Here is a 24,154-nt window from a genome sequence, read left to right as displayed (position 1 = left end):
GTTCAGGGTGGGCTAGGGGCCAACAAGAACAAAGAACAGTTTGCCCTGGGTGGAAGCACCGGCCAGCCGGGCTGCCTGCTCGGAGCTGGCCGCCACAACTATAAGCCCGTCCGTCTCAGCTGTGCCCAGCCACTGCCCGCTCCCGCCGCCCTTGCCGGAGGTCCACAATACCGGCACGGCTGTTGCCAGGACTTCGGACGGTGCCTGTTGGTCGAAGCCGTTGCCCGCCGTCAGCACCACGTTCACAAGCTGCCCGGGCGAGACGAGCTGGATGGAGGACGGATCAGCCATTCGAAGGGGCACGGCGGCCGAGCCCGGCGGGGTGCCTGCCAGGAGTCCGGGACCGAGCAGTTGGGCGTCCGTCAGCAACTGCCCCCTGCGCAGCGGGGCGGCCAGCTGTTTACCGGCTAACTCGCTCTCTTCGTCCAGGAAACCTGCGGCCATCATGGCCGGCGGCACCTGCACATAGGCCAGGTCCGATGCCTTCATCGCTGAGCCGGCGGGCAGATCCTTTGCGGCGGCCAGGGCAGTGACCGTGTGGACGGGCGCGGGAGTGAGCTGATGCACGGTGATTGAAGCCGCCACGCAGAGCAGCAGCGCCACGGCGAGCCGCCGGTTTCGGCTCAGCCACCCGCTGAACCGGACCGCCGTGGATCTGCTGCTGGACCTGCCGGGACGGCGAGGGGTGCGCGGGTAACGGGAGGCAGCCCGGCCGGGGCGTAAAAGGTTTGCAGGCATGCGCCTACGCTATGGCTGCGGGGAATACCCGCAACAGGCGCACGGTGCGCTATGTGGACAAGCCGGATGGGCCGGCGTCGGACACCCCTGCTTAGCTGGCTGCAGCGGCCGGAGCGGACGCGGCTGATGCCGCAGCCGGAGCGGGCGTTGCAGCCGCCGGGGCCGGCGAGACGGTGCTTCCCTTGGAGTCCCGGGAATCGGTGCGGTAGAAACCGGATCCCTTGAAGACGACACCCACGCTGTTGAACTTCTTGCGCAGTGTCCCCTGGCACTCGGGGCACGAGGTCAAAGTGCTGTCCGAAAACGACTGGACGATGTCGAAGGCATGGCCGCAATCCTTGCAGGCGTATGCGTACGTTGGCACTAGTGCTCCTCCTCTTGGGCAAACGAGAGGTCCCGTGCTGCGTGGACGGAGTTACCGTTAGCAGTCGCAGGGCCTGAGTGCTAATTCTATCATCCCCGCAGCATCGGACTGTGGCTTCAGCGGTGGCCGTCGAGCAGCCGGAGTCCGGAAGGCGCCAGGACGGCAGGGACGGGGCGGTCGAACTCCTCCTCGGGGATGTCCCCGGCGGGGAGCAGCTCTTCGTCATAGATAACGGCGGCCAGCGGAATATTCTTCCCCGCCGTAGCGAGATGACCCAGGAACTTGTCGTAGTACCCGCCGCCCTGCCCAACCCTGTTGCCTGCAAGGTCGACGGCGGTAGCCGGGATGAAAAGGGCGGCGGCGGTTCCTGCCACATCGGGTCCGTGCCGGTCGCCCTGGGGTTCCAGGATCGGCGCGTATCGGCTCTGCTCAAAGCCGGCGTCCGGGTTCCAGAAGACCCACGCCAGTTCCCGCCCGGGTTCGCACACCGGGAGCAGGACCCGGTGGCCGTTGTTGTGGAGTGCGTTGATCAGCGGAAGGGTGGGCGGTTCGACGCCGACCCCGAAGTAGACGCAGAACGTGGCAGGAGCACCGCCGGTCATGGATGCCGCCCAGTCAGCGCCGTGGCGCGCGATTCCCGACCCAGCCGCCTCCAGCTGCTGCTGGGTCAGGGCTGCCCGCCGCAGGCGGTGGGCGGTGCGGATTCTGGTCTTGGTCGCCCTGGCGTCCTCAAGCACGGTGTATTCCTCCATCGGTTGCCGTTGTGACGGTGTCAGCTGTGGCCACAGGGTGGCCGGCAGCCGTTCAACAATTACTGAATGCTTGACGCTGACGTTAGATTAGTCGGGTGACTACCAGTAACCCGAGAGTTCGCAAAGCCGTAATACCCGCTGCCGGACTCGGCACCAGGTTCCTGCCTGCCACCAAGGCCATGCCAAAGGAAATGCTTCCGGTCGTCGACAAGCCTGCCATCCAGTATGTCGTCGAGGAAGCCGTGAATGTGGGCCTCAACGACATCCTGATGATCACTGGCAGGAACAAGCGGGCCCTCGAAGACCACTTCGACCGCGTACCAACCTTGGAGTCCACCCTTGAGGACAAGGGCGACACGGAAAAACTGGCGTCCATCCAGGCCGCGAGCAACCTGGGCGACATCCACTACGTCCGCCAGGGCGACCCGAACGGCCTTGGCCATGCTGTCCTCCGCGCCAGGCAGCATGTAGGCAACGAAGCCTTCGCCGTCCTCCTGGGCGATGACCTCATTGACGCCCGTGACGAACTCCTCAGCACCATGATCGAGGTGCAGGCGAAAACGGGAGGGTCCGTCGTCGCACTCATCGAGGTGGAGCCGTCGCAGATCAGCGCCTACGGCTGTGCCGACATTGAGGAGATCGACGGCGAGGGCTACGTGCGTGTCAACCGCCTGGTGGAAAAGCCCTCCGCCGAGGAAGCCCCTTCCAACCTCGCGGTCATTGGCCGCTACGTCCTCCACCCCGCCGTCTTCGATGTCCTGGAGCACACCGGCCCGGGGCGCGGCGGTGAAATCCAGCTCACTGACGCTCTGCAGGAGCTCGCGGCCGGAGATGGCGAGGGGCAAGGCGTCTATGGCGTTGTGTTCCGGGGACGCCGCTACGACACGGGCGACAAACTGAGCTACCTCAAGGCTTGCGTCCAGCTCGCCATTGACAGCGATGACCTGGGTCCCGGCCTGCGGGAGTGGCTGCCGGGCTTCACCGCCGGCCTGTCCAAGTAGCACTGTGCGCCCCGGCCCCATCTGGCCCGTGACCCTGGAATGCGGAGACCTGGTCCTGAGGCCCATCAGATACCGGGACAAAAAAGAGTGGACAGAAGTGCGGGCCCGCAACAGCCAATGGCTGGAACCGTGGGAAGCGTCCAACCCGGACCCGGCCGGAGGCCTCCCTGATTACCGGCAGATGGTCCGTTCCCTGAACTCGCAGGCGGCGCAGGCAAGTGCCCTTCCGTTTGTGATAACGGAACGGGTTCCCGCCAGCAGGAACCCGGCGATCGTGGGCCAGCTGACTGTTTCGTCGATTGTGTGGGGGTCGGCCATGATGGCGACTCTCGGATACTGGGTGGACCAGTCGCGGGCGGGACGGGGGATAGCACCCACCGCTGTGGCCCTGGTAACCGACCACTGCTTCCGGACCCTGGGGCTGCACAGGATGGAAATCAACATCCGGCCCGAGAACGGGCCAAGCCTGCGGGTGGTGGAGAAGCTGGGTTTCCGGGATGAGGGATACCGGCCGCGCTATCTGCACATCAACGGCGAGTGGGCGGACCACCGGTCGTTTGCCCTGACATCCGATGAAGTTCCAGAGGGGTTGCTGCACCGCTGGCTTGCCTCCCGGCCGTCATAAATCCATTGATTTGTCAGCCGCGCCACGACACACCGGTGCTAATGCGGCTGCAGCCGACGTGATGCTCATACGGTTTTGATTGTGGACTTCCCCCTTAGCAGCTCAGTGATCCTTGTGGTTGCCGTTGTGCTCTGGATTGTATGGGTTGCCCCCTACGTCCTCCGGAACCGCCGGCACCAGTTCCAAGCCGCCGGCGACTTCCTGGCAGACGCCCCCGCCGATGAAATACCGGACCCGCGAGCAGGGTTGGTTTTGAAGGTCGCCGCCCAGCAGGAGAAAGCCATGGACACAAGGAAGAGCGCCGGATCCGCTACGGCCACAGCCAGCGCTGCGCCGACGGGCCAGTTCCGGATCCGATACGGCCGGACGGCTCTTGCCCTCGTGGGCCTGGTCTCCCTGCTTACCGCGTTCGCCTCTGCGGTACTGCTGGCGTTTGGACTGGGCGCCCCAGTTCTTCCCCTGGCTTGCGCGGCCTTGACCGTGGCGTCGGTGGTCCTTCTTCGCTGGCTTGCCGTCCGGGACCGCAAAGCCAAAGTGGACGCTGCCTTCCGCTCAGCAATGAGCGCACCTGCTCCGCAGCCCGCAGTCGCACACGTCCCGCCGAAGCCTGAAGCCGCGCCCATGCGCGCGGAGAGCCCGCTCTTCGACGCCGAGGCCGGCAAGTCCAGGATCAAGCCCCTGACAGCCGTGGAACTGCGCGAGGCAGCACTTGCCGTCGCCGTCGCTGCCGGTGACACCAGTGCAGTACAGGCTGCACCGAGCAGCACCTGGGAGCCTGTGGAGGTGCCCAAGCCGGTTTACGTCGAGGCGGCTAAGGCCGAGCGGCCCGCACCTGAGCCGCTTGCGCTGCCTGAGGCACCCAAGGCCACCGGGAAGCCGTCCCTTAAGCAGGGCGCCACCGCCGTTCCCGCCACCCCGGATCCGGATGCCCAGCAGCTCAGCAAGGCCCAGAGTGCACTCAGCAATCTCGACGACGTCCTGCAGCGCCGCCGCGCCTGAGCTTTTGTCCCGGGCCGGCTGCCTCAGCAGGCCATTGTGGCGCCGGTTGGCATTGGGCCGGGAAAATTTGTAGCCTAGGTTCACCGGTGCCGCACCTGAAGAAAAGCGACTGGTTCCCGGGGTTATAGCTCAGTTGGTAGAGCGCTTCGTTCGCATCGAAGAGGTCAGGGGTTCGAATCCCCTTAACTCCACAAATCTTCCGGCCGGGTACTCTGCGGCGTCGTGGCCTGCAACCGTTCCCTACAGCCAGCCCTTCTTCTTGAAGATGGCGTACATAACGCCGGCCGTCGCGGCCATTAGACCGATCGCCATCGGATAGCCCAGGACCCAGTGGAGCTCCGGCATGTGGTCGAAGTTCATACCGTAAACGCCGGCCACGAAGGACGGCGCGAAGAAGATCGCCGCCCAGGAGGAAATTTTTTTCACCTGTTCGTTCTGTTCGGCGCTGGCCTCATTCTGCCGGTTGGCTGTGAGGGTCCCGTCCAGGGTCAGGGCGTTCTGCAGCAGGTCGCGGAAGGAATCGGCCCGGGAGATCACGCGCTCCACGTGGTCTTCGACATCGCGCAGGCTGTGCCGGAGGTTGCTTTCGACATCGTACTTTTCAAACCCCCGCTCGAGCTGGTGCAGCATGTCGGGCAGGGGGTGGATGGCCCGCTGGAACTGGATTACCTCGCGGGCGAGTTCGTAGATACGGCGGGACACGGTGGTGTCGCCGCTGAAGAGCTGGTCTTCAATCTCGTCGATGTCGTTTTCAAGCCCGCCCACCACGGGTCCGTAGTCATCCACCACCCGGTCCAGCAGGGCGTAGAGGACGGCTTCGGGTCCGTGCTGCAACAGGTCCGGCCTGCTTTCCAGCCGCTGCCGCACCCGTGCCACGCCGGCCGTCTCGGCATGCCGCACTGTAACGACGAAGTTTTTGCCCGTGAAGATATGGAGCTCACCGAACTCCACGGTCTCCGTGGCGTCCAGGTACCGGGCTGGCCGAAGGACGGTAAACAGGTTGTCCTCGTAGCGCTCAAGCTTGGGACGCTGGTGTGCGGAGATGGCGTCTTCCACGGCCAGCGCGTGCAGTCCGAACTCAGTGGCCACTGCCGCCATTTCCTCGGCAGTGGGGCGGTAGAGGCCGATCCAGGCCATCCCGCCGTGGTGCGCCAGGGTCTCGAAAGTCTGTTCCAGGTTTTCGGGCTCGGCGTGGCGCACGCCGTCAACGTAAACGGCATTGTCAATGATGGTCATGGCCGGCCGTCCCTCGCCAAGGCGGTGCGCGGCATCAGGACATCGCCCCGATTATGGCGCCCGATACGGTCATGGCCAGCAGGTCGTGGCCGGAGTCGATCAGGGTGACAGCGGCAGGCCGGCCCGCGAAGCCGTTGTGGATCACGTGGCCGCCGGCACGGAAGACCAGCCCCACCACGAGGGCAAACCAGCCCCCTGCCAGGGCATTGTCCAGCCCGAGCTTGCCGATCAGGACAGCCAACAGGACTGCCGTCAGGGCCGCCGCCACCACCATGGGGACCCAGACTCCGGCTCCGCCGCTCATGTTCTTAAGATCGTCCTCGGTCTTGCCGATGGCCGCCATCCACCTGTTCCCCAGGACGGCCGGCATGTACCAGACAAAGCCGATGGCCATGGTGGCGATGAAGGCAAGCAGCACGGCGAGCCAGTTGATCTGTGAAACGTATGAGAGCCAATCCATTCTGAAAATCCTAGCTGTCCGTCCCCGCCCCGGCGGTCCGTGGGGCTTTGGCCGGGGCGTGTTGGCTGGCCCCCGCAGCTTTGGCCAGGCCGCTGATCAAGGGCTCGGTCCGGTAGGGGATGTGCGTATGCAGCGCCAGGACCGTTTCGGTGCGGATAACGCCCTTGATCCTCAGGACCTGCCGCAGGGCCGCCTGGAGGTTGTGGGTATCCGTAGCCACCACCCGGCACCAGACGTCGCCCCGCCCGGAGATCTCGTGCACCTCGAGGACTTGCGGGATCAGCCGCAGGGCACCCACTACCCCGTCCAGCTCACGGTGCGAAACCTCGATTGTCACGAACGCCACCACGTCGTATCCCACAGCTTCGAGGTCCACCTCGCGGCCCCCGGACCGCAGGACCCCGGTCCGGAGCAGGCGCCGCACCCGTGACTGCGCCGTGTTCCGGGCAATCCCGAGTGCATCGCTGAGCTCACCGATCTGGATCCGGGGGTCCCGGATGAGCTCCAGGAGGATCTTCAGGTCGGTGGGGTCCAGATTGTTCAAATGGTCACTCTCCGTCACTGCAGCATCAATTATTTGATGATCCTGCTCAATTGTGGCACTACATTCCGCTCGAATGGGCAGAAATACTGCACCCTAGAGCTATCACATGTCCACCCGCGGCGGGCTCCCACAAGGACCACCTGACGCGGCAGCAGCAAAGGCGGCACAATGACGGTCTTCAGCGAACTCCGTATGCGCCCGGCTCCAGCCACCACGGCCGGTTGGGATGCGTCAGTCACTGCACGCCTGGTGCTCGCCGGTGCCGTCATTTTTGCGCTCCTGGTGGGCGCCAACCTCGCCACACCCCTGTACCCGCTCCTGCAGGCGGAACTCGGACTGTCGCCGCTGGACGTGACTGCCGCGTTTACCAGCTACGTGCTGGCTCTGGTGGCCACGCTGATGCTTGCCGGGCACTGGTCGGACCACATCGGGCGCAGGGCTGCCCTCATCCTGGCCGTTGTGGCAGGCCTGGTGGGTGGCTGGCTTTTTGCCGAGGCGCAGAACCTGGCCGGCCTGTGCGCGGGCAGGGCGCTGCAGGGTATTGCCGTTGCCCTTGCCACCGGGGCCAGTGCCGCTGCCCTGCGCGAACTGCTGCCCTCACGCCCCGAGTGGGCCTCCCGCTTCACGCTGCTGGCCTCTGCCGGGGGCGTGGCCGCAGGCCCGGTCATCGGCGGGTTCCTGTCCTTGCTTCCCGGGGCCACGTCGGCGCCGTACTACATCCATGCTGCAGTCCTCGCCGCGCTGCTGGTTCCGCTGTTCCTCCTGCGGGCCCGCCCTGCCATCCAGCCGCCGGCTGGCCCCAGTCCGCTGCACCTGCTGGCACCGCGCCGTCCTTCCGTGACGCGGGAGGCGAGGGGCGCGTTCTGGCTGGCTTCCGGCGTCGGCTTCCTCAGCTTCGCCGTCTTTGGATTCTGCCTCTCACTGGCTCCCGGCTACTTCGCCCAGATCCTGGGTGTGGAGAGCCGTCCGGTGATCGGTGTGTTGGCCGGCCTGACCCTTGCGGCGTCGGCGCTGACCCAGCTGGTGACCCTGCGCGGCCGTTACGTGGTCCCGGGCGGGCTGGCGGTCCTTGGTGCTTCGGTTCTCCTGCTCGGCGGCGCCGGGCCATGGAACAGTCCCGTCCTGCTGGTCGCCGCCAGTCTTACCGCCGGCGTGGGACAGGGCCTGGCCTTCCGCACTGTGTTCAATGACGTGGCCGCGCGGGTAGAGCCCGCCCGCCAGGCCCAGACAATCAGCGCGATGTACGTCATCACCTACCTGGGCAGCGCGGTCCCGGTCCTGGGGCTCGGCTGGGCCGCGGGCGTGTTCGGCCTCGCGGCTTCCGTGGCTGGATTCGTGCTGCTGTGTGGCTCAGCAGCGCTTGTTATGGCTGCGGTAACACTCCGCTGCGCAGTGCGAACCCGGGGCTAAGCCCGCAGTTGCGGCTACTCCGGGAGCGGCCCGTGGTTGCCCTGGATGTGTTCGAACACCAGCGTGGTTTCCGTGTGGCCCACCACCGGATCGGTGGCCAGGTTGTCCAGCACCCAGTCCCGCAAATCCTCGGTGGTGGCAACGGCGATGTGCAGCAGGTAATCCACGGAGCCCGAGGTATGGAAAGTGGACAGCACTGCCGGCAGGTTCGGGACGCGTGCGGTAAAGCGGTCGATCTGGTCCCGGTCGTGCGCGCGCAGCCGGACTGCGACCAGAGCCTGCACGGACCTGCCGATGGATGACAGGTTGAGCTTCGCCTCGAAACCCTGCACGATGCCCCGCTCCGTCAGCGCACGGGTCCGCATCAGCGCTGTGGAGGGAGCTATGCCCACCAGTTCGGCAAGCTGCTTGTTGGAGATCCTTGCATCCTCCACCAGGGCGGCAAGAAGGCGTTCGTCGATGGCATCAAGGGGCTCCAGATGCACTCCCGGCCTGACGTTCCTGGCATTCGTGCTCACGGCGGCTCCTCTGAAAGTTCCTGCGTTCATCCTAGACGCAGGCGGTCGCGTTCAGGCCGCGCCGCCGGCTTCCCTGGGATGGACGACGGCGACAGTCACCGCGGTGAGGCAGGCGAGGATCATCACGGCGGCCGCCAGGGCGTTCCAGCCGTAGGACTGGAAGAGCAGGCCCCCGGCCCAACCGATGAAACTCGACCCCAGGTAGTAGGCAAGGTTGTACAGCGAGGCCGCCTGCGCCCGTCCGGTGCTGGCAATGGCACCCGTCCAGCCCGCGCCGATGCTGTGCGCCGCAAAGAAGCCTCCGGTGAAAACCACGAGCCCTGCGAGTATCAGCACAAGCGACGGCGCCAGCGTGAGGGCGAGGCCCGCCGTCGACAGGGCAAGGCCGGCCAGCAGCACGTTGCGGCGCCCAAAGCGCATGGTCAGCCCTGCAGCCCAGCGGGAGGTGAAAGTCCCGGACAGGTAGGCCAAAAAAATGAGGCTGATGACGGTGGTGGGTAAGCCGAAGGGCACTCCGGAGAGCCGGAACCCCAGGTAGTTGTAGACAGCCACGAAGCCGCCCATCATCAGGAAAGCCTGGATGTAGAGGGCCAGCAGCCGGACGTTGCGCAGATGGCCGCCCAAGGTACGCGCAGCTCCGCGAAGACCGGGAGCCTTTACCGCGGTAAATCCCCGGGCACGCGGCACCAGCAGCAGGAAAGCGACGGCGGCGAGCGTGGCCAGGACGGAGACGGCCAGGGCAGCGGCACGCCAGCCCCACAGCTCCCCGGCGGGCCCGGCCACCAGCCGGCCGGCCAGGCCGCCCAGCGTGGTTCCTGCAACGTAGCTTCCGGCTGCAACCGCTGCGTGGGCCTTGGTGACCTCCTCGTTGAGGTAGGCGATCGCGATGGCCGGGATCCCTCCCAGGGCCATCCCTTCGAGGAGCCGCAGGCTGAGGAGCATGGCGAAGCTGGTGGACAGGGGAACCAGCAGGCCCAGTACGGTCGCCACCGAGATTCCCCAGGTCATGGCCTTGACCCTGCCAATCCTGTCCGCGAGAAAGGACCAGGGGATCACGGTGACTGCCAGCCCCACGGTGGCCAGGGATATGGTGAGCGCCGCCTCTGCGGCCGTGACCTGCAGGTCCGTGGCAAGGATCGGCAGGACGGCCTGGGTGGAATACAGCTGGGCAAAGGTCGCTACCCCGGCAAAGGCCAGGCCGGCGATGATCCGGCCGTACGCCGCCGAGCCTTTCGCGTGCCCCTCCCAGCCCGCCGGGGAGGTTTGGTGACCAGGATGCGGAGGTCTTAGGTGCATCTGGCAAGCGTAGACCCGGCCGGACATGTGCCTCCAATGCATCTTTTGTGCCAGACTCATATCAAATCCGGAAGAATCGCCCGCCACGGGCTTCAGGACCAGGAGAAGCATGGAGCCCGACCACAAACAGCTGGTGCAGCTTCTTCCACTCCTGCCGCTGCTGTCCGAACTCGGCCGGACCGAGCATGTCACCGAAACCGCCGAAATCCTCGGAGTACCCCAGTCCACGGTGAGCAGGGCACTGGCGCGGGCCAGCGCCGTCGTCGGCACGGAACTTTTGGTGCGGGACGGCAGGGGAGTGCGCCTCACCCCAGCCGCCCGGTCCCTGTTGCCGTATATCGAGAGAGCACTGACCGAATTTCAGGCCGGGCTGGACGTGGTCCGCAACGAGTCCGATGTGGTCCGCGGCAGGATCTCCGTCTCGTTCCAGCACACCTTCGGCGAGTCCACGCTCCCGCTCCTCATCAGCGCCTTCCGCGGCCATCACCCGGGCGCAGTCTTTACGCTGAGCCAGGGAGCGCGCGACTCCTGCCTGGCCGAGCTGGCGGCCGGAGACGCCGACCTTGCCCTGACTGCACCCGTTGCCGCGGCAGGCCGCAACCTGTTGTCCGCCGTGCTGTACCGGGAACCCTTGCGCCTGGTTGTCCACCACACCCACCCGCTCGCGGGGAGCCCAATGGCCTCCGTCACTGCCATCCGCTCCGACCCATTTGTGGCGCTCGGTCCCGGTTACGGCCTGCGCTCGCTGACCGATGCCTTGTTCCGTGAGGCCGGATACCGTCCCCGCATCGCCTTTGAAAGCCAGGATTCGCACACGGCCCGGGGCCTTGTCTCGGCCGGACTCGGCGTCAGCATCCTGCCGCCGGGTGACGACGCCCCCGGCTGGAACGTCAGTTTGGAAACGGGCAACCTGGGCTGGGTGGAAGTGCCCCTCGACTCGGCCCTGGCCTTCCGTGATGTTGGCCTGAGCTGGCGGCAGCGCAGGGCCGAGGTTGAACCGGCAGCTGTCCGGTTGTTTCGCGAAATGGTCCTCACTGAGGGGCCGGACCTCCTGGCCGGGCTGGTGAAGCGGCGGTCCCGGCTGACCGGCGCCGGCGGGAACGGACGCGAGGCTTGACGGCCCTGAGGCCAGTACCCTTGTGACGTGACGAACACCGAAAACCCCTCCTCCCGGCCCGCCGATCCGCTGATGCCTCCCCTCGATGCGCCACCTGGTGTGGTTATCGGCCTGGATATCGGCGGGACCAAGACGCACGGAATCCGTTTCGAGGACGGGGTTCCGGTACTGGACGAGTCCGTCGGCAGTTCGAACGTCCAGAACGTCACCCGTGAGGAGGCGGCCCGCAACCTTGCCACCCTTTTCGGGCAGATCGGCGGGGGAGCTGTGTCCCACGTGTATGCCGGGTCCGGAGGCATTGATACGGAAGCGGACGCCGCGGCCCTCGCAGCGCTGATTGAACCGCACGTTCCCGGCGCGCAGATTACGGTGGTGCATGATTCGCGCCTGCTGCTTGCCGCCGGCCACGCCAGCACCGGTGTCGCGGTGATAGCGGGGACGGGCTCGGCGGCGTGGGGCAGGAATGCCGACGGCGGCGAGGCCAGGGCAGGCGGCTGGGGTTATCTTCTGGGGGATGAAGGCAGCGGCTACTGGCTGGGCCGCGAAGCGGTGCGGCACAGCCTTCGGCGGATGAACCAGGGCCTTCCGGTTGACCAGCTTACCGCCGCCCTGCTGCAGTCCTGCGGTGTGGACCACCCCAACAAACTGATTGCGCTGTTCCACTCCCCGGACACCGGCCGCCGGTTCTGGGCGCAGCAGGCGCGGCACGTGGTGGACGCCGCGGCCGCGGGCCATACCGCAAGCCAGGAACTGCTGGAGCAGTCAGGCAAAGACCTGGCCGCGCTGGCGCTGCAGGTGTTGCAGCAGCTGGGCATCCCCGGCCCGGTCATCCTGGGCAGCGGCCTGGGCATGAACGTGGTGCCCCTGCAGGAGGCCTTCCGGCGGCACCTGGCGAAGGCCGGCGTGACGGATGTCCGGGTCCTGGACCAGGATCCCGTGTTCGGCGTGCTGCAGCTGCTTGCGGAAAAGCCCTAAACCACTACACAGCCCGCTTCCGCGGAGTGAGCCGCACGGCGGGCAGCGGCGGAGCAGGGATGCGGCCGGACTCCGGGCCGGCGTCCGGACCGTGCCCCGGGACCAAACCGTAGCGGGCTATTGAAATCTCCCCGTCCGGGAGTGCTGCCTGCGCTTCCCATGCGTCACGGGCCTGCTCGACTTCATCGTGGGTGCGTCCCACAAAGTTCCACCACATCAGCAGCTCCTCCTGGAACGGCTCGCCGCCGATCAGGAGGAAGCGGGTGCCCGGCAACGCCTCAACGTGAAGTTCCCGGCGGCCGGTGCCGAGGTAGCCCAGCGGTCCCGGCGGCACTTCTCGTCCGTCCAGCGTCAGCCCGCCGTCGAGCACCAGGATGCCGTGTTCAAAGTGCTCGTTGAGGGGAAGCACTGCACTTCCCCCGCATGAGATGTCCGCTCCCACAATCGGGGAATACATTGTGGCAGGGGAGGCAACGCCGCCGAGTTGGCCCACCATAACGGTGGCGGTGAAGCCGTCGCCGGCCACTTTCGGAAGGTCGCGGTGCTGTTCAAAGGCTGGCTGCCGGTGCCGCTCCCCATCCGGAAGCGCAGCCCACAGCTGGAGGCCGCGCTGCAGCGGCAGCCCGCCCTCCGGCGGCAGCACTGCAAACTCGGAATGGGAAACGCCGTGCCCTGCCGTCATGATGTTCAGCTCGCCCGGCCTCACCACCACGTCACTGCCCACGCTGTCCCGGTGCCGTATGGTCCCGGCCAGCGGCCAGGTCACCGTCTGGAGCCCGATGTGCGGGTGCGGAAGCACGGACATGGCAGTCCGGTCCGGGCCAAAACTGTCCAGGAAGCACCAGGCGCCGATGGTGGGAAGCCCGCGCTGGGGCAGCGTCCGCTGGACGTTCATGGCACGCACCCCGCCCAGCGGTACTTGACGCTCGGGCCACAGCTGCAGGCAGGGGCCGGAGCTTCCTTCCGGGTTCGCCGGCGGGCAGACTTCCTGCTGGGGGGAAACTTCCAAGTTGGTCACCTCCCCACTTTAGGCCGGGTGAGCAGCCTGCGGTATGTCCTGCCCGGCCACCTGCCCATCGCTCCGGCAGAACACCCACCCATCCGGCAGAGGGTCGGCCCCGAATGGTTACAGTAGGGATTCCTTTGCCCGAATTGGGGTGCGCTGCAGGTGTTGTAACGTCCGGTTTGGGTTACCGTAACTATCAGCGTGCTGTGACAATTTCGCGTTGCTTTCCGAAGCCGTCCAACAGAACAGGTAAGTCCACACCATGGACCAGGCCATGATCGAGTTTCAGAGCGTCACCAAGCAGTACCAGGGCGGACAGCCGGCCGTGGACCAGCTCACCATGTCCATCAGCCCAGGCTCCATCACCGTCTTCGTCGGGCCCTCCGGCTGCGGAAAGACCACCTCGCTGCGCATGATCAACCGCATGGTCGAGCCCACCTCGGGTGTCATCACGGTGGCGGGCAAGGATGTTACATCAGTCCCCGCGCCGGAGCTGCGGCGTTCCATGGGATACGTCATGCAGTCCTCCGGACTGCTGCCTCACCGCTCGGTGCTGGACAACATAGCCACCGTGCCCAGGCTGAACGGTGTGGCCAAGTCCGATGCAAGGAAACGCGCCGAGGAACTGCTCGACGTCGTTGGCCTGGCCCCCGCCTTGGGGAAGCGCTACCCTTCACAGCTCTCCGGCGGCCAGCAGCAGCGCGTAGGCGTCGCCAGGGCACTCGCCGCCGATCCACCTGTCCTCCTGATGGATGAACCCTTCAGCGCCGTGGATCCCGTGGTCCGCGACGAACTTCAGCAGGAACTCCTGCGGCTCCAGAAGGACCTCGCCAAAACCATCGTTTTCGTCACCCACGACATCGACGAGGCCACAATCCTGGGCGACAAGGTGGCCGTCTTCGCCACCGGCGGAAAGCTCGCGCAGTACGCCACGCCGGAGGAGATCCTGCGGGCACCGGCCAACGACTTTGTGGCTTCCTTCGTGGGGCGGGACCGCGGGTTCCGCCACCTGGGATTTACACCGTCCGACGGCGTGACCGTCCACCAGGTGCCCACGGTGGTGCGCGGTCTCCACGGCAGCTTCGACTCTGATTCCGCAGCGACCGGCTGGCAGCTCGTGGTGGGTGCCGATGGGCATCCGCTGGGCTGGACCGGCCCCGGAAACGGCGGCGGACTCATTCCCGGCGGCTCACTCTTCCGCCCGGGCGAGAGCCTGCGCCGGGCCCTTGACGCGGCCCTGTCCTCACCGTCCGGCCTCGGCGTGGCCGTCGATTCCGAGGGCCGGGTACTCGGCGTCGTCAGGGGCGGCGAAGTCCTGGCCCTCATCGAAGAGGCGCGCCAGGTCAGGCAGGCTGCGCTCTGATGGAGTGGTTCCTCGCGAACAGCGGCATGGTCCTGGAACGGGCCGGCCAGCATATGGTGTTGGCCCTGGTGCCCATGGTCCTGGGGCTGGCGATCTCCATTCCGTTGGCGCAGCTGGCGCGGCAGCACCCCGTGCTCCGCTCGGTGGTGCTCACGGCGTCGTCGCTGCTCTACACGATTCCTTCGCTGGCACTGTTCATCATCCTGCCCACCATCCTGGGAACGAGGATCCTCGATCCACTCAATGTGGTGGTGGCCCTGACCATCTACGCCGTGGCATTGCTTGTCCGGGCTGCCCTGGACGCCTTCGACTCGGTTGATAAGGACGTCAGCCAGGCCGCCGTCGCCATGGGGTACAGGCCGTTCGCCCGGTTCCTGCGGGTGGACCTCCCGTTGTCCCTGCCCGTCCTCTTCGCCGGCCTCCGGGTGGTTTCGGTCAGCAATATCTCGCTCGTCAGCGTGGCCGCCCTGCTGGGTGTGGGAAACCTGGGCATGCTCTTTACCTCGGGGCTGCAGCGGGGCTTCGTGACAGAAATTATGGTGGGCATCGTTGCCATCCTGGTCCTCGCGCTGCTGATGGACGCCATCCTGGTCATGCTTGAACGGCTGCTGACCCCGTGGGAGCGGGCCGGGCAGCAGGGGAACCGCGGGCGCGCCGGCACCAGCCCGGCGGATCCGCGCAGGCTGAATCCGGCGCCAGCGGGAGGATCCGAATGAGCAACGTCTTCTCCGACACCTTCGCCTGGCTGGCCGACCCGCTGCACTGGACCGGGAGCGCCGGCATCCCCGCAAGGCTGGGCGAGCACCTGCAGTACACGGGGCTCGTGATGCTGATCGCCACTGCCATTGCCGTCCCGGTCGGCCTCTATGTCGGCCACACTGGGCGGGGAAGGGTTGCCATCGTGGCTCTTGCCGGTGCCCTGCGGGCCCTTCCCACACTTGGCCTGCTGACGCTGTTTGTCCTGCTCGCCGGAATTGGACTGATGCCTCCCGTCTGGGCGCTGGTGATCCTCACCGTTCCGCCCCTCCTGGCCGGAACCTATGCCGGCATTTCCAGCGTGGACCGCAACGTGGTGGACGCCGCGCGCGCCATGGGGATGACCGGGCTCCAGGTCCTGTTCCGGGCCGAGCTGCCCAACGCCCTGACGGTGATGTTCGGCGGGTTCCGGACAGGTGTTCTGCAGGTGATTGCCACGGTCTCCGTGGTGGCCTACATCAACCTCGGCGGCCTTGGCCGGTACCTGTTCGACGGACTCGTCCTCAGCGACTTCCCGCAGATGCTCGGAGGATCGCTGCTGATCGCCGCGCTGGCCATCGGCGTCGATCTTGTCCTTGCCCTATTCCAGAGGCTGTTCCTGACACCAAGGGCCTCGAAGCAGTCCCACCGCAGCCAGCAGGCTGCGGTCGATCTCACAGACCCCGTTGTCGCGGAGACTGTGGCACAAGGAGGTAAGTCATGAAAGAAAGCCGACCACTAGGCCTTGGCAGGCGGGCATTCGGCGGGGTGGCCGCCGGAATTGGCCTGGCCATGGCGCTGTCCGCCTGCGGTGGATCGTCCGATCCGCTGAGCAACGCCCCGGCAACCAGCGGCACGGCGTCCGGGGGAGCCACCTCCCTGGTGATCGGCTCCGCGGACTTCCCCGAGAGCCAGATCATCGCCGAGCTGTATGCAGGGGCACTGACCGCAGCCGGAGTCACCGCCACCACCAAGCCGAACATTGGCTCCCGCGAGGTTTACTTCAAGGCCGTCCAGGACGGTTCTGTGGACGTGATCCCGGACTACACCGGCAACCTGCTGCTGCATGTTGACAAGGAAGCCAAGGAGGTCTCGGCGGACGAGATCGCCAAGGCCCTGCCGGAGAAGCTGCCGGACGGCCTGGCCGTGCTGGAAGCTGCCAAGGCCGAGAACAAGGACGCCATGGTGGTCACCAAGGCAACCGCCGAGAAGTACCAGCTGAAGTCCATCGAGGACCTGGCCAAGGTCTGCAGCGAGATCGTGGTGGGAGCCCCGGCCACCTTTGCTGAGCGCGCCTACGGGCTGCCCGGCCTGAAGAGCAACTACAACTGTGAGCCCAAGAAGCTGGAGCCCTTCAGCGATGGCGGCGGACCGGTGACGCTCAAGGCCCTGCTCGAAGACCAGGTGCAGGTGGCGGACATCTACACCACCACCCCGTCCATCACCGACAACGACCTGGTGGTCCTTGAGGACCCGAAGAACAACTTCATCGCCCAGCAGGTCATCCCGCTTTATAACGAGGCCAAGATGACGGACAAGGCAAAGGAAGCGCTGAACTCGGTCTCGAGGATCCTCACCACCGAGGACCTGATAAACCTCAACCGTGCAGTCAGCGGCAGCCAGAAGCAGGGCGCCAAGGAAGCGGCTGAGGCCTGGCTTAAGGACAAGGGCATCGTCAAGTAGGAGCCCATCTCCTGATTACCAGTACGACGGCGGCTGCCGGACTGCGCGGGGTTTCTGACCTCCCTGTCCGGCAGCCGCCGTCGTAATTCCTTGGGTGGTTACCTGCGCGCCCGCGGCGCGCGCAGTGTGTGGCTGACGTCTCAACAGAAGCCCATGCGTACTGTGGCATATTTGATGGATGGCAGAATACAAGCAGTCCACGAAGCTCAATAACGTCCTGTACGACATCCGTGGACCGATTCTTCAGGCCGCCCAGCAGATGGAGGCGGAGGGGCACCGCATCCTCAAGCTGAACATCGGCAACCCGGCGCCCTTTGGCTTCGAAGCGCCCGACGCCATCCTGGTGGACATGATCCGCCACCTGCCGCACGCCCAGGGCTACAGCGATTCCCGGGGCATCTTCTCCGCCCGGACCGCCGTCTCGCAGTACTACCAGACCCGCGGAATCCAGAACATCCACGTCGATGATATCTACCTGGGCAACGGCGTCAGCGAGCTCATCACCATGTCCTTGATGGCACTGCTCGACGACGGCGACGAAGTACTGATCCCCACGCCCGACTACCCGCTGTGGACCGCATCCGTGGCGCTCGCCAGCGGAAAGCCGGTCCACTACCTCTGCGACGAGGAATCCGGCTGGCAGCCTGACCTTGAGGACATGGAAGCCAAGATCACGCCGCGGACCAAGGGCATCGTGGTCATCAACCCGAACAACCCCACCGGCGCCGTCTACCCGGAGGAGACGCTGAAGAGGATCGTGGCCCTCGCGGAAAAGCACGGGCTGGTGATTTTCGCTGACGAGATCTACGAGAAGATCCTGTACGAGGACGCCGTCCATGTAAATCTGGCCAAGCTCACCGGCGACCACGTCCTCTGCCTCACCTTCAGCGGCCTGTCGAAGGCTTACCGGGTGTGCGGTTACCGCGCCGGCTGGATGGCAATTTCCGGTCCCAAGAAGGACGCGGCGGACTACCTTGAGGGCATCAGCCTCCTGGCGAATATGCGCCTCTGCGCGAATGTCCCCGCCCAGCACGCCATCCAGACGGCGCTTGGCGGCTACCAGAGCATCAACGACCTGATCCTGCCCGGCGGGCGGTTGCTGGAGCAGCGCAACAAGGCCTATGAAATGCTGAACGCCATTCCGGGCGTAAGCACCCAGCAGGCCAGGGGCGCCCTCTACCTCTTCCCCCGGCTCGACCCCGAGGTCTACCACATCCGGGATGACGAGAAGTTTGTCCTGGACCTCCTTCGGGAGCAGAAGATCCTGGTTTCCCACGGCCGCGCCTTCAACTGGGTACGCCCCGACCATTTCCGGATGGTCACCCTGCCCAACGTCAAGGACATTGAAGAGGCAGTCGGGCGGATGGGGGACTTCCTAAGCAGGTACCAGGGGAACTAGCCTGTGGTCACGGGCGCCCCGGGCCCGTGTACCTTCGCGGAAAGGATCCTCTCATGGCCGGCGTCGTCCAGTTCGATCAGTACCCCTCCGAAACTCTTCGGGCAGGGGAGGGGTTTTCCTTGGAAAGCGTGGATCCCGATTCCACTCCCGGGTACGGCGGCCGCAAGCAGGACGGCCAGGTGCTGCTCGCAGAACTGGACGATGATCTGGGCGAACTGCAGGAAAAGCTCTTCGCGGAGTCCCGCTTCGGCGGCAACAAGCGGATCCTGCTGATCCTGCAGGCCATGGACACCGCAGGCAAGGGCGGCATCGTCACCCACGTTATGGCTGCAATGAATCCGCAGGGGGTCCAGTTCAAGGCCTTTAAGGCGCCCACCGAGGAGGAGAAATCCTACGACTTCCTGTGGCGGATCGAGAAGGAAGTACCGGCAGCAGGCATGGTGGGTGTTTTCGACCGCTCACACTACGAGGACGTGCTCATCCACCGCGTGCACGGCTGGGCAAGCCCCGACGAACTAAAGCGGCGCTACGTGGCCATCAACGAGTTCGAGTCCCGGCTGACGGACTCGGGGACGAAGGTGGTCAAGGTTATGCTCTACATCAGCGGCGAAGAGCAGAAGAAAAGGCTCCTGGCCAGGCTGGACAATCCGGCGAAGCACTGGAAGTACAGCCGCGGCGACCTCGACGAGCGCGCCTTCTGGGACGACTACATGAAGGCCTACCAGGCTGCAATCGATGAGACCAGCACCCCTGACGCACCTTGGCACGTAGTCCCTGCCAACAAGAAGTGGTACGCCCGGATCGCCGTGCAGCAGCTGCTCCTCGGAGCGCTGTCCGAACTGAACCTTGAGTGGCCCAAGGCCGACTTCGATGTCGCCACCGAGCGCGAGCTGGTTGCCCGGTCTTGACCCGTCCCGCTACATCGGCTGGTCGCGGGCAGCGGCCAGCCGCTTCCTGGCGCCTTCCAGCCATTCCTCGCAGCGGGAGGCAAGAGCCTCGCCGCGTTCCCACAGGGCCAGGGATTCCTCCAGGCTGGCGCCGCCCGCTTCCAGCCTGCCCACCACTGCGATGAGCTGTTCGCGCGCTTCCTCATAACTCAGCGCTGCGACGTCGGTTCCTGGCTTCTGCTCAGTCATTGGGTTCTCCGGTTTTCGATTTGTGCTTTTCAAGTCCGCCCGTGGAGGTTGCGCCGAAGCGGCCTTCTGCAACCCGGACTGAGAGGGGGGTTCCCGCCGGCGCCTCGGCCGGGCGGCGCACCACCGCATGCCCTGAGCTGCCGCGGCTTGCGGCCAGTGCATCGGCGAGTTCGACGACGGCGTATCCCCGGTCGAGTGTTTTCTGCGGTGACAGCGCACGCACCTGGGCCTTCAGGTGCTCCAGTTGGTCGGCTGCGCGCACCACGGTGGAGCTCACCGCTGCGGAGGACCTTCGGAGCAGCCGCTCAATTTCTTCCGAGCGGATGGTCACCAGGCCCTCGGGCGCAGCCAGTACCGGCCTTGAGTGCAGGGACGCCAGGCGGTCCGATTCCCTGTCCACGAGGCGCTCCATGCACCTGCGCAGCTGCTCCCGGGCCTGGCGCACCCCTGCCAGCTCTTCGGATACTTCGGGCACAATCCGCTTTGCCGCGTCCGTGGGGGTGGAGGCGCGAAGATCGGCGACGTCGTCCAGCAGCGGCCTGTCCGCCTCATGGCCGATGGCACTGACCACAGGGGTGACGGCGGCTGCCACGGCGCGGATCAGTTCTTCGCTGTTGAAGGGCAGCAGGTCTTCCAGGGCCCCGCCGCCGCGGGCGATAACGATGAGGTCCACCTCGGGCCGGGAGTCCAACTCCCGCAGGGCACGGATAACCTGGGACACGGCAGTGTTTCCCTGGACTGCCACTTCGCGGATCTCGAACTCCACGGCGGGCCACCGCAGGGCGGCGTTCCGGACAATGTCCTTTTTGGCGTCGGAGTCGCGGCCGGTGATGAGTCCGATGCGGTGCGGCAGCAGGGGCAGCGGCTTCTTGCGGGAGTCCGAAAAAAGCCCCTCGGCAGAGAGGGCCTGGCGGAGGCGCTCGATCCGGGCGAGGAGGTCACCCAGGCCCACGGGTCTGATGTCCCGGACCAGCATGTTCAACCGGCCGGTCTTGATCCAGAACTCGGGCTTCAGCAGGGCAACTACCCGGGAACCGCGCTCCAGCGGCAGATTCTGGCGCTCCAGCACTTTGGTCCACACCGAGGCCGGCAGCGAAACTTCCGCGTCGACGTCCCTCAAGGTGAGGTAGGCGTTGGTGCCTCGACGGTTCAGTTCTATGACCTGGCCTTCAACCCACGCCGACGGCGTGCGGTCGATGTGGGCTTTCAGCTTCTGCGAGAGGAGCTGCAGCGGCCAGGGATTGTCAGGGGTGGTTTCTGCCGCCGTCGCCGGCAGGGTGGTGGGCGCAGCCATTTTCTGGCCGGGGACCGGAAGCGAGGCCTGTTCAGACATGCGGACTCCCTTGCGGAGCTGGAGCTGCGGGCATGGGGTCCTTCGTCTTTTGTGCGGCGGTCATTCAACCTTATCCATAAGCTGTAGCACGCGGGGCTGACAGTGGCAGGCCGGGATGCCCGCCTAGGATGGGTTGACCGCCATCGACCTGAAGGACCTGCTGTGCGCACTTTTGTTTCCGCTGCTGCCACCGTACTGGCCGTACTGCTTGCTGCTGTGGCAGTGCCGGCAATCTGGCTGGACCGCAACATCGTCCAGGAGCAGGGCTTCGTGGAACTGGCGGCGCCGCTCGGCAGGAATTCGGAGTTCCAGCAAGGACTGGCAGCGGCTGCGATTGGAACGATCGACACCAGCGCCGTCCCGGGCTTCCTCTCGGACCTGGTCAGGCCCGTGCTGGAACGTGCCGCGGAGTCCCTGACCGGTCTTCCCGGCTACCCCGCTGCGTGGGAAGAAACGCTGCGGAAAAGCCACCTCCTCAGTTTCGCGGGCACGGGTGCCAGCGCTGAAACGGCAGCCGCCTCCTCCCTGACCCTCGACGTCGCGCCTTTGGTGGCGCTGGGCGCCGAGGAAATCTCACGCACCACCCGGCTTCCCCTGGATCCGCCGGAGGAAACGCTGATCAGCGTGGGCCAGCCTGAGCACAAGGAATGGACCGAGCGCCTCAGCACCTATGCCCCCGCAGGTTACCTGCTGGCCGGGGGATCGGCGGTGGCGCTGCTCCTTGCCCTTGTTGCCGCGCGCCGCCGCTGGACAGTACTCGTGGGTGCAGGAGCTGGCGCGTTGCTGCTGGCGGCTCTCTGGGCGTTCGGCGCGCAGTTGGGCTCTGCTGCCGTGCTGACAGCCGACAGCGGAAACGAGGTGGCGAACATGTTCCGGAATGAGTTCGTAGCGGCGTCTTCCGCCCACTTCCAAACTTGGACCTTGGCAGCGGCAATCACCGGCGGGGCCTTGCTGCTGGCGGGGATTGTGGCCGGCCTCATAGCGGGAAGGCGGGCACGGGCAACCCGGTAGAATCGAGTAATGACCCCCTCAGCTGTTTCCCTTTCGATGCCCACTATCCCGCGTAGGCGCCGCTCTCCTGAGGAAGTAGCTGCTGCAGCCCCGGTGTCCGGAACCAAGAAGGTGCTGCTTGCTGCTCCGCGTGGGTACTGCGCCGGTGTTGACCGCGCCGTCATCGCCGTCGAGAAGGCCCTCGAGCACTACGGCCCTCCTGTGTACGTGCGCAAGCAGATTGTGCACAACGTCCACGTGGTCAGCTCCCTGGAGGAAAAGGGCGCCATCTTCGTAGAAGAAACGGACGAAGTGCCCGAGGGTGCCCTGGTGATTTTTTCTGCCCACGGCGTATCGCCGGCCGTGCTCCAGTCCGCTGATGACCGCGGCCTCCGCACCATTGACGCCACCTGCCCGCTGGTGACCAAGGTCCATAAGGAAGCCGTCCGCTTCGCGAAGGACGACTTCGACATCCTGCTGATCGGCCACGACGGCCACGAGGAAGTGGAAGGCACTGCGGGTGAAGCTCCAGAACACATCCAGATCATCAATGGCCCGCACGAAGTGGACAAGGTGACGGTGCGGGATCCGGAAAAGGTCATTTGGCTTTCGCAGACCACCCTCAGCGTTGACGAGACCATGGAAACGGTCCGGTTGTTGAAGGATCGGTTCCCCACCCTGCAGGACCCGCCCAGCGACGACATCTGCTACGCCACCACCAACCGCCAGGTGGCCATCAAGAAGATCTCTCCCCAGGCCGACCTGGTCATCGTGGTGGGTTCGGCCAACTCCTCCAACTCCGTAAGGCTGGTGGAGGTTGCCCTGGAATACGGGGCCAAAGCCTCCTACCGGGTGGACTTCGCCAATGAAGTGGACGAGGCCTGGTTCGAAGGCGTCGCCACAGTTGGTGTGACGTCCGGCGCATCAGTGCCCGAGGTGCTGGTGCAGGACGTCCTCCGCCTGCTGGCCGACTACGGCTACGGCAGCGTCGAGGAAGTCGTCACCGCCGAAGAGGACCTCCTCTTCTCGCTGCCCAAAGAGCTCCGGGCAACCTTGAAGCAGGCCGGCGATGTCACCCGTGCCCTGGGTGGACGCCGCCCGCGCAGCTGACAGTAAGAAGTGGGAAGGGCCTGGCAGCCGTCGCTGCCAGGCCCTTCCTGTATCCAAAGTCCTTGTCCGGGAGTTTTTATCCGCGAATCGCGAACCGGCGGCCGCCCTTAGGCAGCCTCGTCCTCGCTTTGGAGTTCAGGGGCTGCGAGCGCGCGCGGCGTGACCTCCACAACCGGAGGAGTGACCAGCCCGGATTCCTCCAGCGTGTTCAGCTTCCGGGCAGTGGGAAGGACACGCGCCTCCAGCGTGCCCACCATGGAGTTGTAGCGGTCCACGGACGTCTTCAGTGACGACCCCAGCTTGGTGACGTTTTCGCCCAGGGTCCCCATCCGGTCGTACAACTGCCTTGCGAGGTCGAAGAGTTCGCGGGCGCTGTCCGTCAGGACGTCCTGCCGCCAGGTGAACGCGACTGATTTCAGCACAGCCAGCAGTGTGCTTGGCGACGCCAGGACAACATTCCTGGACAGCGCATGGTCAAGGAGCTCGGCGTCGGCCATAAGTGCCGCGGCGAGGATCGATTCCGCCGGGATGAAGCAGACCACCAGCTCGGGGGAGTTGCCGGGGATGTCCCAGTACTTTTTGTTGCTGAGGGAGTCCACGTGGGCCCGCAGGGCCTTGGCGTGGGCGGCCAGCAGCGCCTGCTGCGAGCGGCGGTCCGTACTCAGGACCGGCCCGGCCTGCGCCGCGCGGGAGTCCATGGATGCGCCAAGCTCCTGGGCTTCGAGGTAGGCCGACAAGGGGACCTTTGCGTCCACCACCAACTGCTTCTCGCCGGGGAGCTGGACCACCAGGTCCGGGCGGACCGACGACTCGCTGCCGGTGCTGTGGACCTGCTCGATGAAGTCGACGTGCCGCAACATTCCGGACGCCTCCACAACGCGTCGCAACTGGACCTCGCCCCACTGCCCCCGCGCGCTATTGGACCGCAGGGCGGACTCCAGCGCGTGGGTGGACCGGATCAGCTGTTCATCCGAGAGCCGGGCTTCCTGCAATTGCTGCGCGAGCTGGCCGTACTGCTCCAGCCGGTCCCGCTCCAGCAGCGCCACCTGCTGCTGCACTGCTGTCAGTTTTTCGGCCACGGGCGCAAGTGCACGGAGCACGCTGCCGTCCTGGGACCGCGACTCGCCCAGCTCCCGGTTCTGTGCGGCCAAAAGGCGGCGCTCGGCGTCGGCCGCGGCGAACTGTGCGCTCACCTCTGAAAGCCGCGACGAAACGGCGTCGAAGTCCTCTTCCACGGCGCGGCTGTTTTTCCGCAGCGCAAAGTAAGTGGCTGCGGCGCCCGCAAGGGCCCCCAGTAACAGCATGAACAAAGTCAGTATCAGCGCGAAAGCATCCATGTGCTCACTGTCGCATGGGGCTATGAC

Annotated in this window: 26 protein-coding genes and 1 tRNA gene; 15 read left to right on the top strand and 12 right to left on the bottom strand. The window is 65.9% G+C overall.

Annotation, left to right across the window (positions count from 1 at the left end):
• Positions 1 to 12: 12 nt before the first annotated feature.
• The 3 genes from cpaB to CXQ88_RS01880 form a co-directional block, all read right to left on the bottom strand.
• Positions 13 to 738: a Flp pilus assembly protein CpaB gene (cpaB, locus tag CXQ88_RS01890; RefSeq protein ID WP_104042466.1), complete on the bottom strand. Its 726-nt coding sequence runs from the start codon at positions 736 to 738 to the stop codon at positions 13 to 15.
• Positions 739 to 829: 91 nt separating this feature from the next.
• Entirely contained in the window at positions 830 to 1,102 is a 273-nt protein-coding gene (locus CXQ88_RS01885) for an FmdB family zinc ribbon protein (protein ID WP_104042465.1), read from the bottom strand.
• Positions 1,103 to 1,218: 116 nt separating this feature from the next.
• Positions 1,219 to 1,839 (bottom strand): 5-formyltetrahydrofolate cyclo-ligase, encoded by a 621-nt coding sequence (locus tag CXQ88_RS01880; RefSeq protein WP_258061649.1) that lies wholly within the window; start codon positions 1,837 to 1,839, stop codon positions 1,219 to 1,221.
• A 110-nt stretch (positions 1,840 to 1,949) separates the two neighbouring features.
• Between CXQ88_RS01880 and galU the strand changes: the two genes are divergently transcribed.
• The 4 genes from galU (at position 1,950) to CXQ88_RS01860 (ending at position 4,670) form a co-directional block, all read left to right on the top strand.
• Positions 1,950 to 2,855 carry a UTP--glucose-1-phosphate uridylyltransferase GalU gene (gene galU / locus CXQ88_RS01875; RefSeq protein WP_104042463.1) on the top strand — a complete coding sequence of 302 codons (906 nt, stop codon included), beginning with the start codon at positions 1,950 to 1,952 and terminating at the stop codon, positions 2,853 to 2,855.
• Positions 2,856 to 2,859: 4 nt separating this feature from the next.
• Positions 2,860 to 3,480, top strand: coding sequence for a GNAT family N-acetyltransferase (locus CXQ88_RS01870; protein ID WP_104042462.1), 621 nt, complete (start codon positions 2,860 to 2,862; stop codon positions 3,478 to 3,480).
• Positions 3,481 to 3,561: 81 nt separating this feature from the next.
• Positions 3,562 to 4,479, top strand: a complete 918-nt coding sequence (locus tag CXQ88_RS01865; RefSeq protein WP_258061648.1) for a hypothetical protein — start codon at positions 3,562 to 3,564, stop codon at positions 4,477 to 4,479.
• Positions 4,480 to 4,597: 118 nt separating this feature from the next.
• Positions 4,598 to 4,670: transfer RNA gene (locus CXQ88_RS01860), tRNA-Ala, on the top strand.
• A 49-nt stretch (positions 4,671 to 4,719) separates the two neighbouring features.
• On the opposite strand, the gene corA is transcribed toward CXQ88_RS01860, so the two are convergent.
• From corA to CXQ88_RS01845, 3 genes are read right to left on the bottom strand one after another with little or no spacing between them, the layout of a single operon-like run.
• Positions 4,720 to 5,715: a magnesium/cobalt transporter CorA gene (gene corA, locus CXQ88_RS01855; RefSeq protein WP_104042460.1), complete on the bottom strand. Its 996-nt coding sequence runs from the start codon at positions 5,713 to 5,715 to the stop codon at positions 4,720 to 4,722.
• 34 nt (positions 5,716 to 5,749) lie between these two features.
• Complete coding sequence (locus CXQ88_RS01850) at positions 5,750 to 6,175, bottom strand: DUF1761 domain-containing protein (RefSeq protein ID WP_104042459.1); 426 nt, start codon at positions 6,173 to 6,175, stop codon at positions 5,750 to 5,752.
• Between the two features lie 10 nt (positions 6,176 to 6,185).
• On the bottom strand, positions 6,186 to 6,719 hold the full coding sequence (locus CXQ88_RS01845) for an Lrp/AsnC family transcriptional regulator (RefSeq protein WP_104042458.1): 534 nt from the start codon (positions 6,717 to 6,719) through the stop codon (positions 6,186 to 6,188).
• A 168-nt stretch (positions 6,720 to 6,887) separates the two neighbouring features.
• Here CXQ88_RS01845 and CXQ88_RS01840 point away from each other — a divergent pair, with 168 nt between their 5' ends.
• Positions 6,888 to 8,129 carry an MFS transporter gene (locus tag CXQ88_RS01840; RefSeq protein WP_104042457.1) on the top strand — a complete coding sequence of 414 codons (1,242 nt, stop codon included), beginning with the start codon at positions 6,888 to 6,890 and terminating at the stop codon, positions 8,127 to 8,129.
• A 14-nt stretch (positions 8,130 to 8,143) separates the two neighbouring features.
• On the opposite strand, the gene CXQ88_RS01835 is transcribed toward CXQ88_RS01840, so the two are convergent.
• On the bottom strand, positions 8,144 to 8,647 hold the full coding sequence (locus CXQ88_RS01835) for an Lrp/AsnC family transcriptional regulator (RefSeq protein WP_104042456.1): 504 nt from the start codon (positions 8,645 to 8,647) through the stop codon (positions 8,144 to 8,146).
• A gap of 51 nt (positions 8,648 to 8,698) precedes the next feature.
• Positions 8,699 to 9,943: an MFS transporter gene (locus CXQ88_RS01830; protein ID WP_258061647.1), complete on the bottom strand. Its 1,245-nt coding sequence runs from the start codon at positions 9,941 to 9,943 to the stop codon at positions 8,699 to 8,701.
• A 109-nt stretch (positions 9,944 to 10,052) separates the two neighbouring features.
• Here CXQ88_RS01830 and CXQ88_RS01825 point away from each other — a divergent pair, with 109 nt between their 5' ends.
• On the top strand, positions 10,053 to 11,060 hold the full coding sequence (locus CXQ88_RS01825) for a LysR family transcriptional regulator (protein WP_104042455.1): 1,008 nt from the start codon (positions 10,053 to 10,055) through the stop codon (positions 11,058 to 11,060).
• 27 nt (positions 11,061 to 11,087) lie between these two features.
• On the top strand, positions 11,088 to 12,035 hold the full coding sequence (locus CXQ88_RS01820) for an N-acetylglucosamine kinase (RefSeq protein WP_373637683.1): 948 nt from the start codon (positions 11,088 to 11,090) through the stop codon (positions 12,033 to 12,035).
• A 4-nt stretch (positions 12,036 to 12,039) separates the two neighbouring features.
• On the opposite strand, the gene CXQ88_RS01815 is transcribed toward CXQ88_RS01820, so the two are convergent.
• The gene (locus tag CXQ88_RS01815) at positions 12,040 to 13,053 is read right to left on the bottom strand and encodes a pirin family protein (RefSeq protein ID WP_104042454.1); all 1,014 of its coding nucleotides are present in this window, start codon (positions 13,051 to 13,053) and stop codon (positions 12,040 to 12,042) included.
• Between the two features lie 250 nt (positions 13,054 to 13,303).
• On the opposite strand from CXQ88_RS01815, the gene CXQ88_RS01810 reads away from it, so the two are divergent.
• From CXQ88_RS01810 to CXQ88_RS01785, 6 genes are all read left to right on the top strand, one after another.
• Positions 13,304 to 14,404 carry an ABC transporter ATP-binding protein gene (locus CXQ88_RS01810; protein ID WP_104042453.1) on the top strand — a complete coding sequence of 367 codons (1,101 nt, stop codon included), beginning with the start codon at positions 13,304 to 13,306 and terminating at the stop codon, positions 14,402 to 14,404.
• Entirely contained in the window at positions 14,404 to 15,120 is a 717-nt protein-coding gene (locus tag CXQ88_RS01805) for an ABC transporter permease (protein ID WP_104042452.1), read from the top strand. Before CXQ88_RS01810 ends, CXQ88_RS01805 begins: the two co-directional genes overlap by 1 nt.
• Positions 15,117 to 15,863, top strand: coding sequence for an ABC transporter permease (locus CXQ88_RS01800; protein ID WP_104042451.1), 747 nt, complete (start codon positions 15,117 to 15,119; stop codon positions 15,861 to 15,863). The genes CXQ88_RS01805 and CXQ88_RS01800 overlap by 4 nt, the downstream gene beginning before the upstream one ends.
• Positions 15,860 to 16,822: an ABC transporter substrate-binding protein gene (locus tag CXQ88_RS01795; protein WP_104042450.1), complete on the top strand. Its 963-nt coding sequence runs from the start codon at positions 15,860 to 15,862 to the stop codon at positions 16,820 to 16,822. Before CXQ88_RS01800 ends, CXQ88_RS01795 begins: the two co-directional genes overlap by 4 nt.
• Before the next feature lie 178 nt (positions 16,823 to 17,000).
• Entirely contained in the window at positions 17,001 to 18,221 is a 1,221-nt protein-coding gene (locus tag CXQ88_RS01790; RefSeq protein ID WP_104042449.1) for a pyridoxal phosphate-dependent aminotransferase, read from the top strand.
• 53 nt (positions 18,222 to 18,274) lie between these two features.
• Positions 18,275 to 19,129 (top strand): polyphosphate kinase 2 family protein, encoded by an 855-nt coding sequence (locus tag CXQ88_RS01785; RefSeq protein WP_104042448.1) that lies wholly within the window; start codon positions 18,275 to 18,277, stop codon positions 19,127 to 19,129.
• Between the two features lie 9 nt (positions 19,130 to 19,138).
• Here the strand turns inward: CXQ88_RS01785 and CXQ88_RS01780 are convergent, their stop codons facing one another.
• Both CXQ88_RS01780 and xseA read right to left on the bottom strand, forming a co-directional pair.
• On the bottom strand, positions 19,139 to 19,357 hold the full coding sequence (locus CXQ88_RS01780) for an exodeoxyribonuclease VII small subunit (RefSeq protein WP_104042447.1): 219 nt from the start codon (positions 19,355 to 19,357) through the stop codon (positions 19,139 to 19,141).
• A complete protein-coding gene (xseA, locus tag CXQ88_RS01775; RefSeq protein ID WP_104042446.1) occupies positions 19,350 to 20,690 on the bottom strand; it encodes an exodeoxyribonuclease VII large subunit in 1,341 nt (446 codons plus the stop codon). The genes CXQ88_RS01780 and xseA overlap by 8 nt, the downstream gene beginning before the upstream one ends.
• A 162-nt stretch (positions 20,691 to 20,852) precedes the next feature.
• Between xseA and CXQ88_RS01770 the strand changes: the two genes are divergently transcribed.
• Together CXQ88_RS01770 and CXQ88_RS01765 are read left to right on the top strand one after the other, a co-directional pair.
• Positions 20,853 to 21,701: a hypothetical protein gene (locus tag CXQ88_RS01770; protein WP_104042445.1), complete on the top strand. Its 849-nt coding sequence runs from the start codon at positions 20,853 to 20,855 to the stop codon at positions 21,699 to 21,701.
• A gap of 9 nt (positions 21,702 to 21,710) precedes the next feature.
• Positions 21,711 to 22,790: a 4-hydroxy-3-methylbut-2-enyl diphosphate reductase gene (locus tag CXQ88_RS01765; RefSeq protein WP_104042444.1), complete on the top strand. Its 1,080-nt coding sequence runs from the start codon at positions 21,711 to 21,713 to the stop codon at positions 22,788 to 22,790.
• 107 nt (positions 22,791 to 22,897) lie between these two features.
• Here the strand turns inward: CXQ88_RS01765 and CXQ88_RS01760 are convergent, their stop codons facing one another.
• Positions 22,898 to 24,127 (bottom strand): DNA recombination protein RmuC, encoded by a 1,230-nt coding sequence (locus CXQ88_RS01760; protein ID WP_104042443.1) that lies wholly within the window; start codon positions 24,125 to 24,127, stop codon positions 22,898 to 22,900.
• Between the last annotated feature and the right edge of the window lie 27 nt (positions 24,128 to 24,154).

The sequence above is a fragment of the Arthrobacter sp. ZGTC412 genome (assembly GCF_002929215.1).
Lineage (GTDB): Bacteria > Actinomycetota > Actinomycetes > Actinomycetales > Micrococcaceae > Arthrobacter.
The sequence above is the reverse complement of the archived record's forward strand: the minus strand, read 5'-3'. Positions and strand labels throughout refer to the sequence as shown.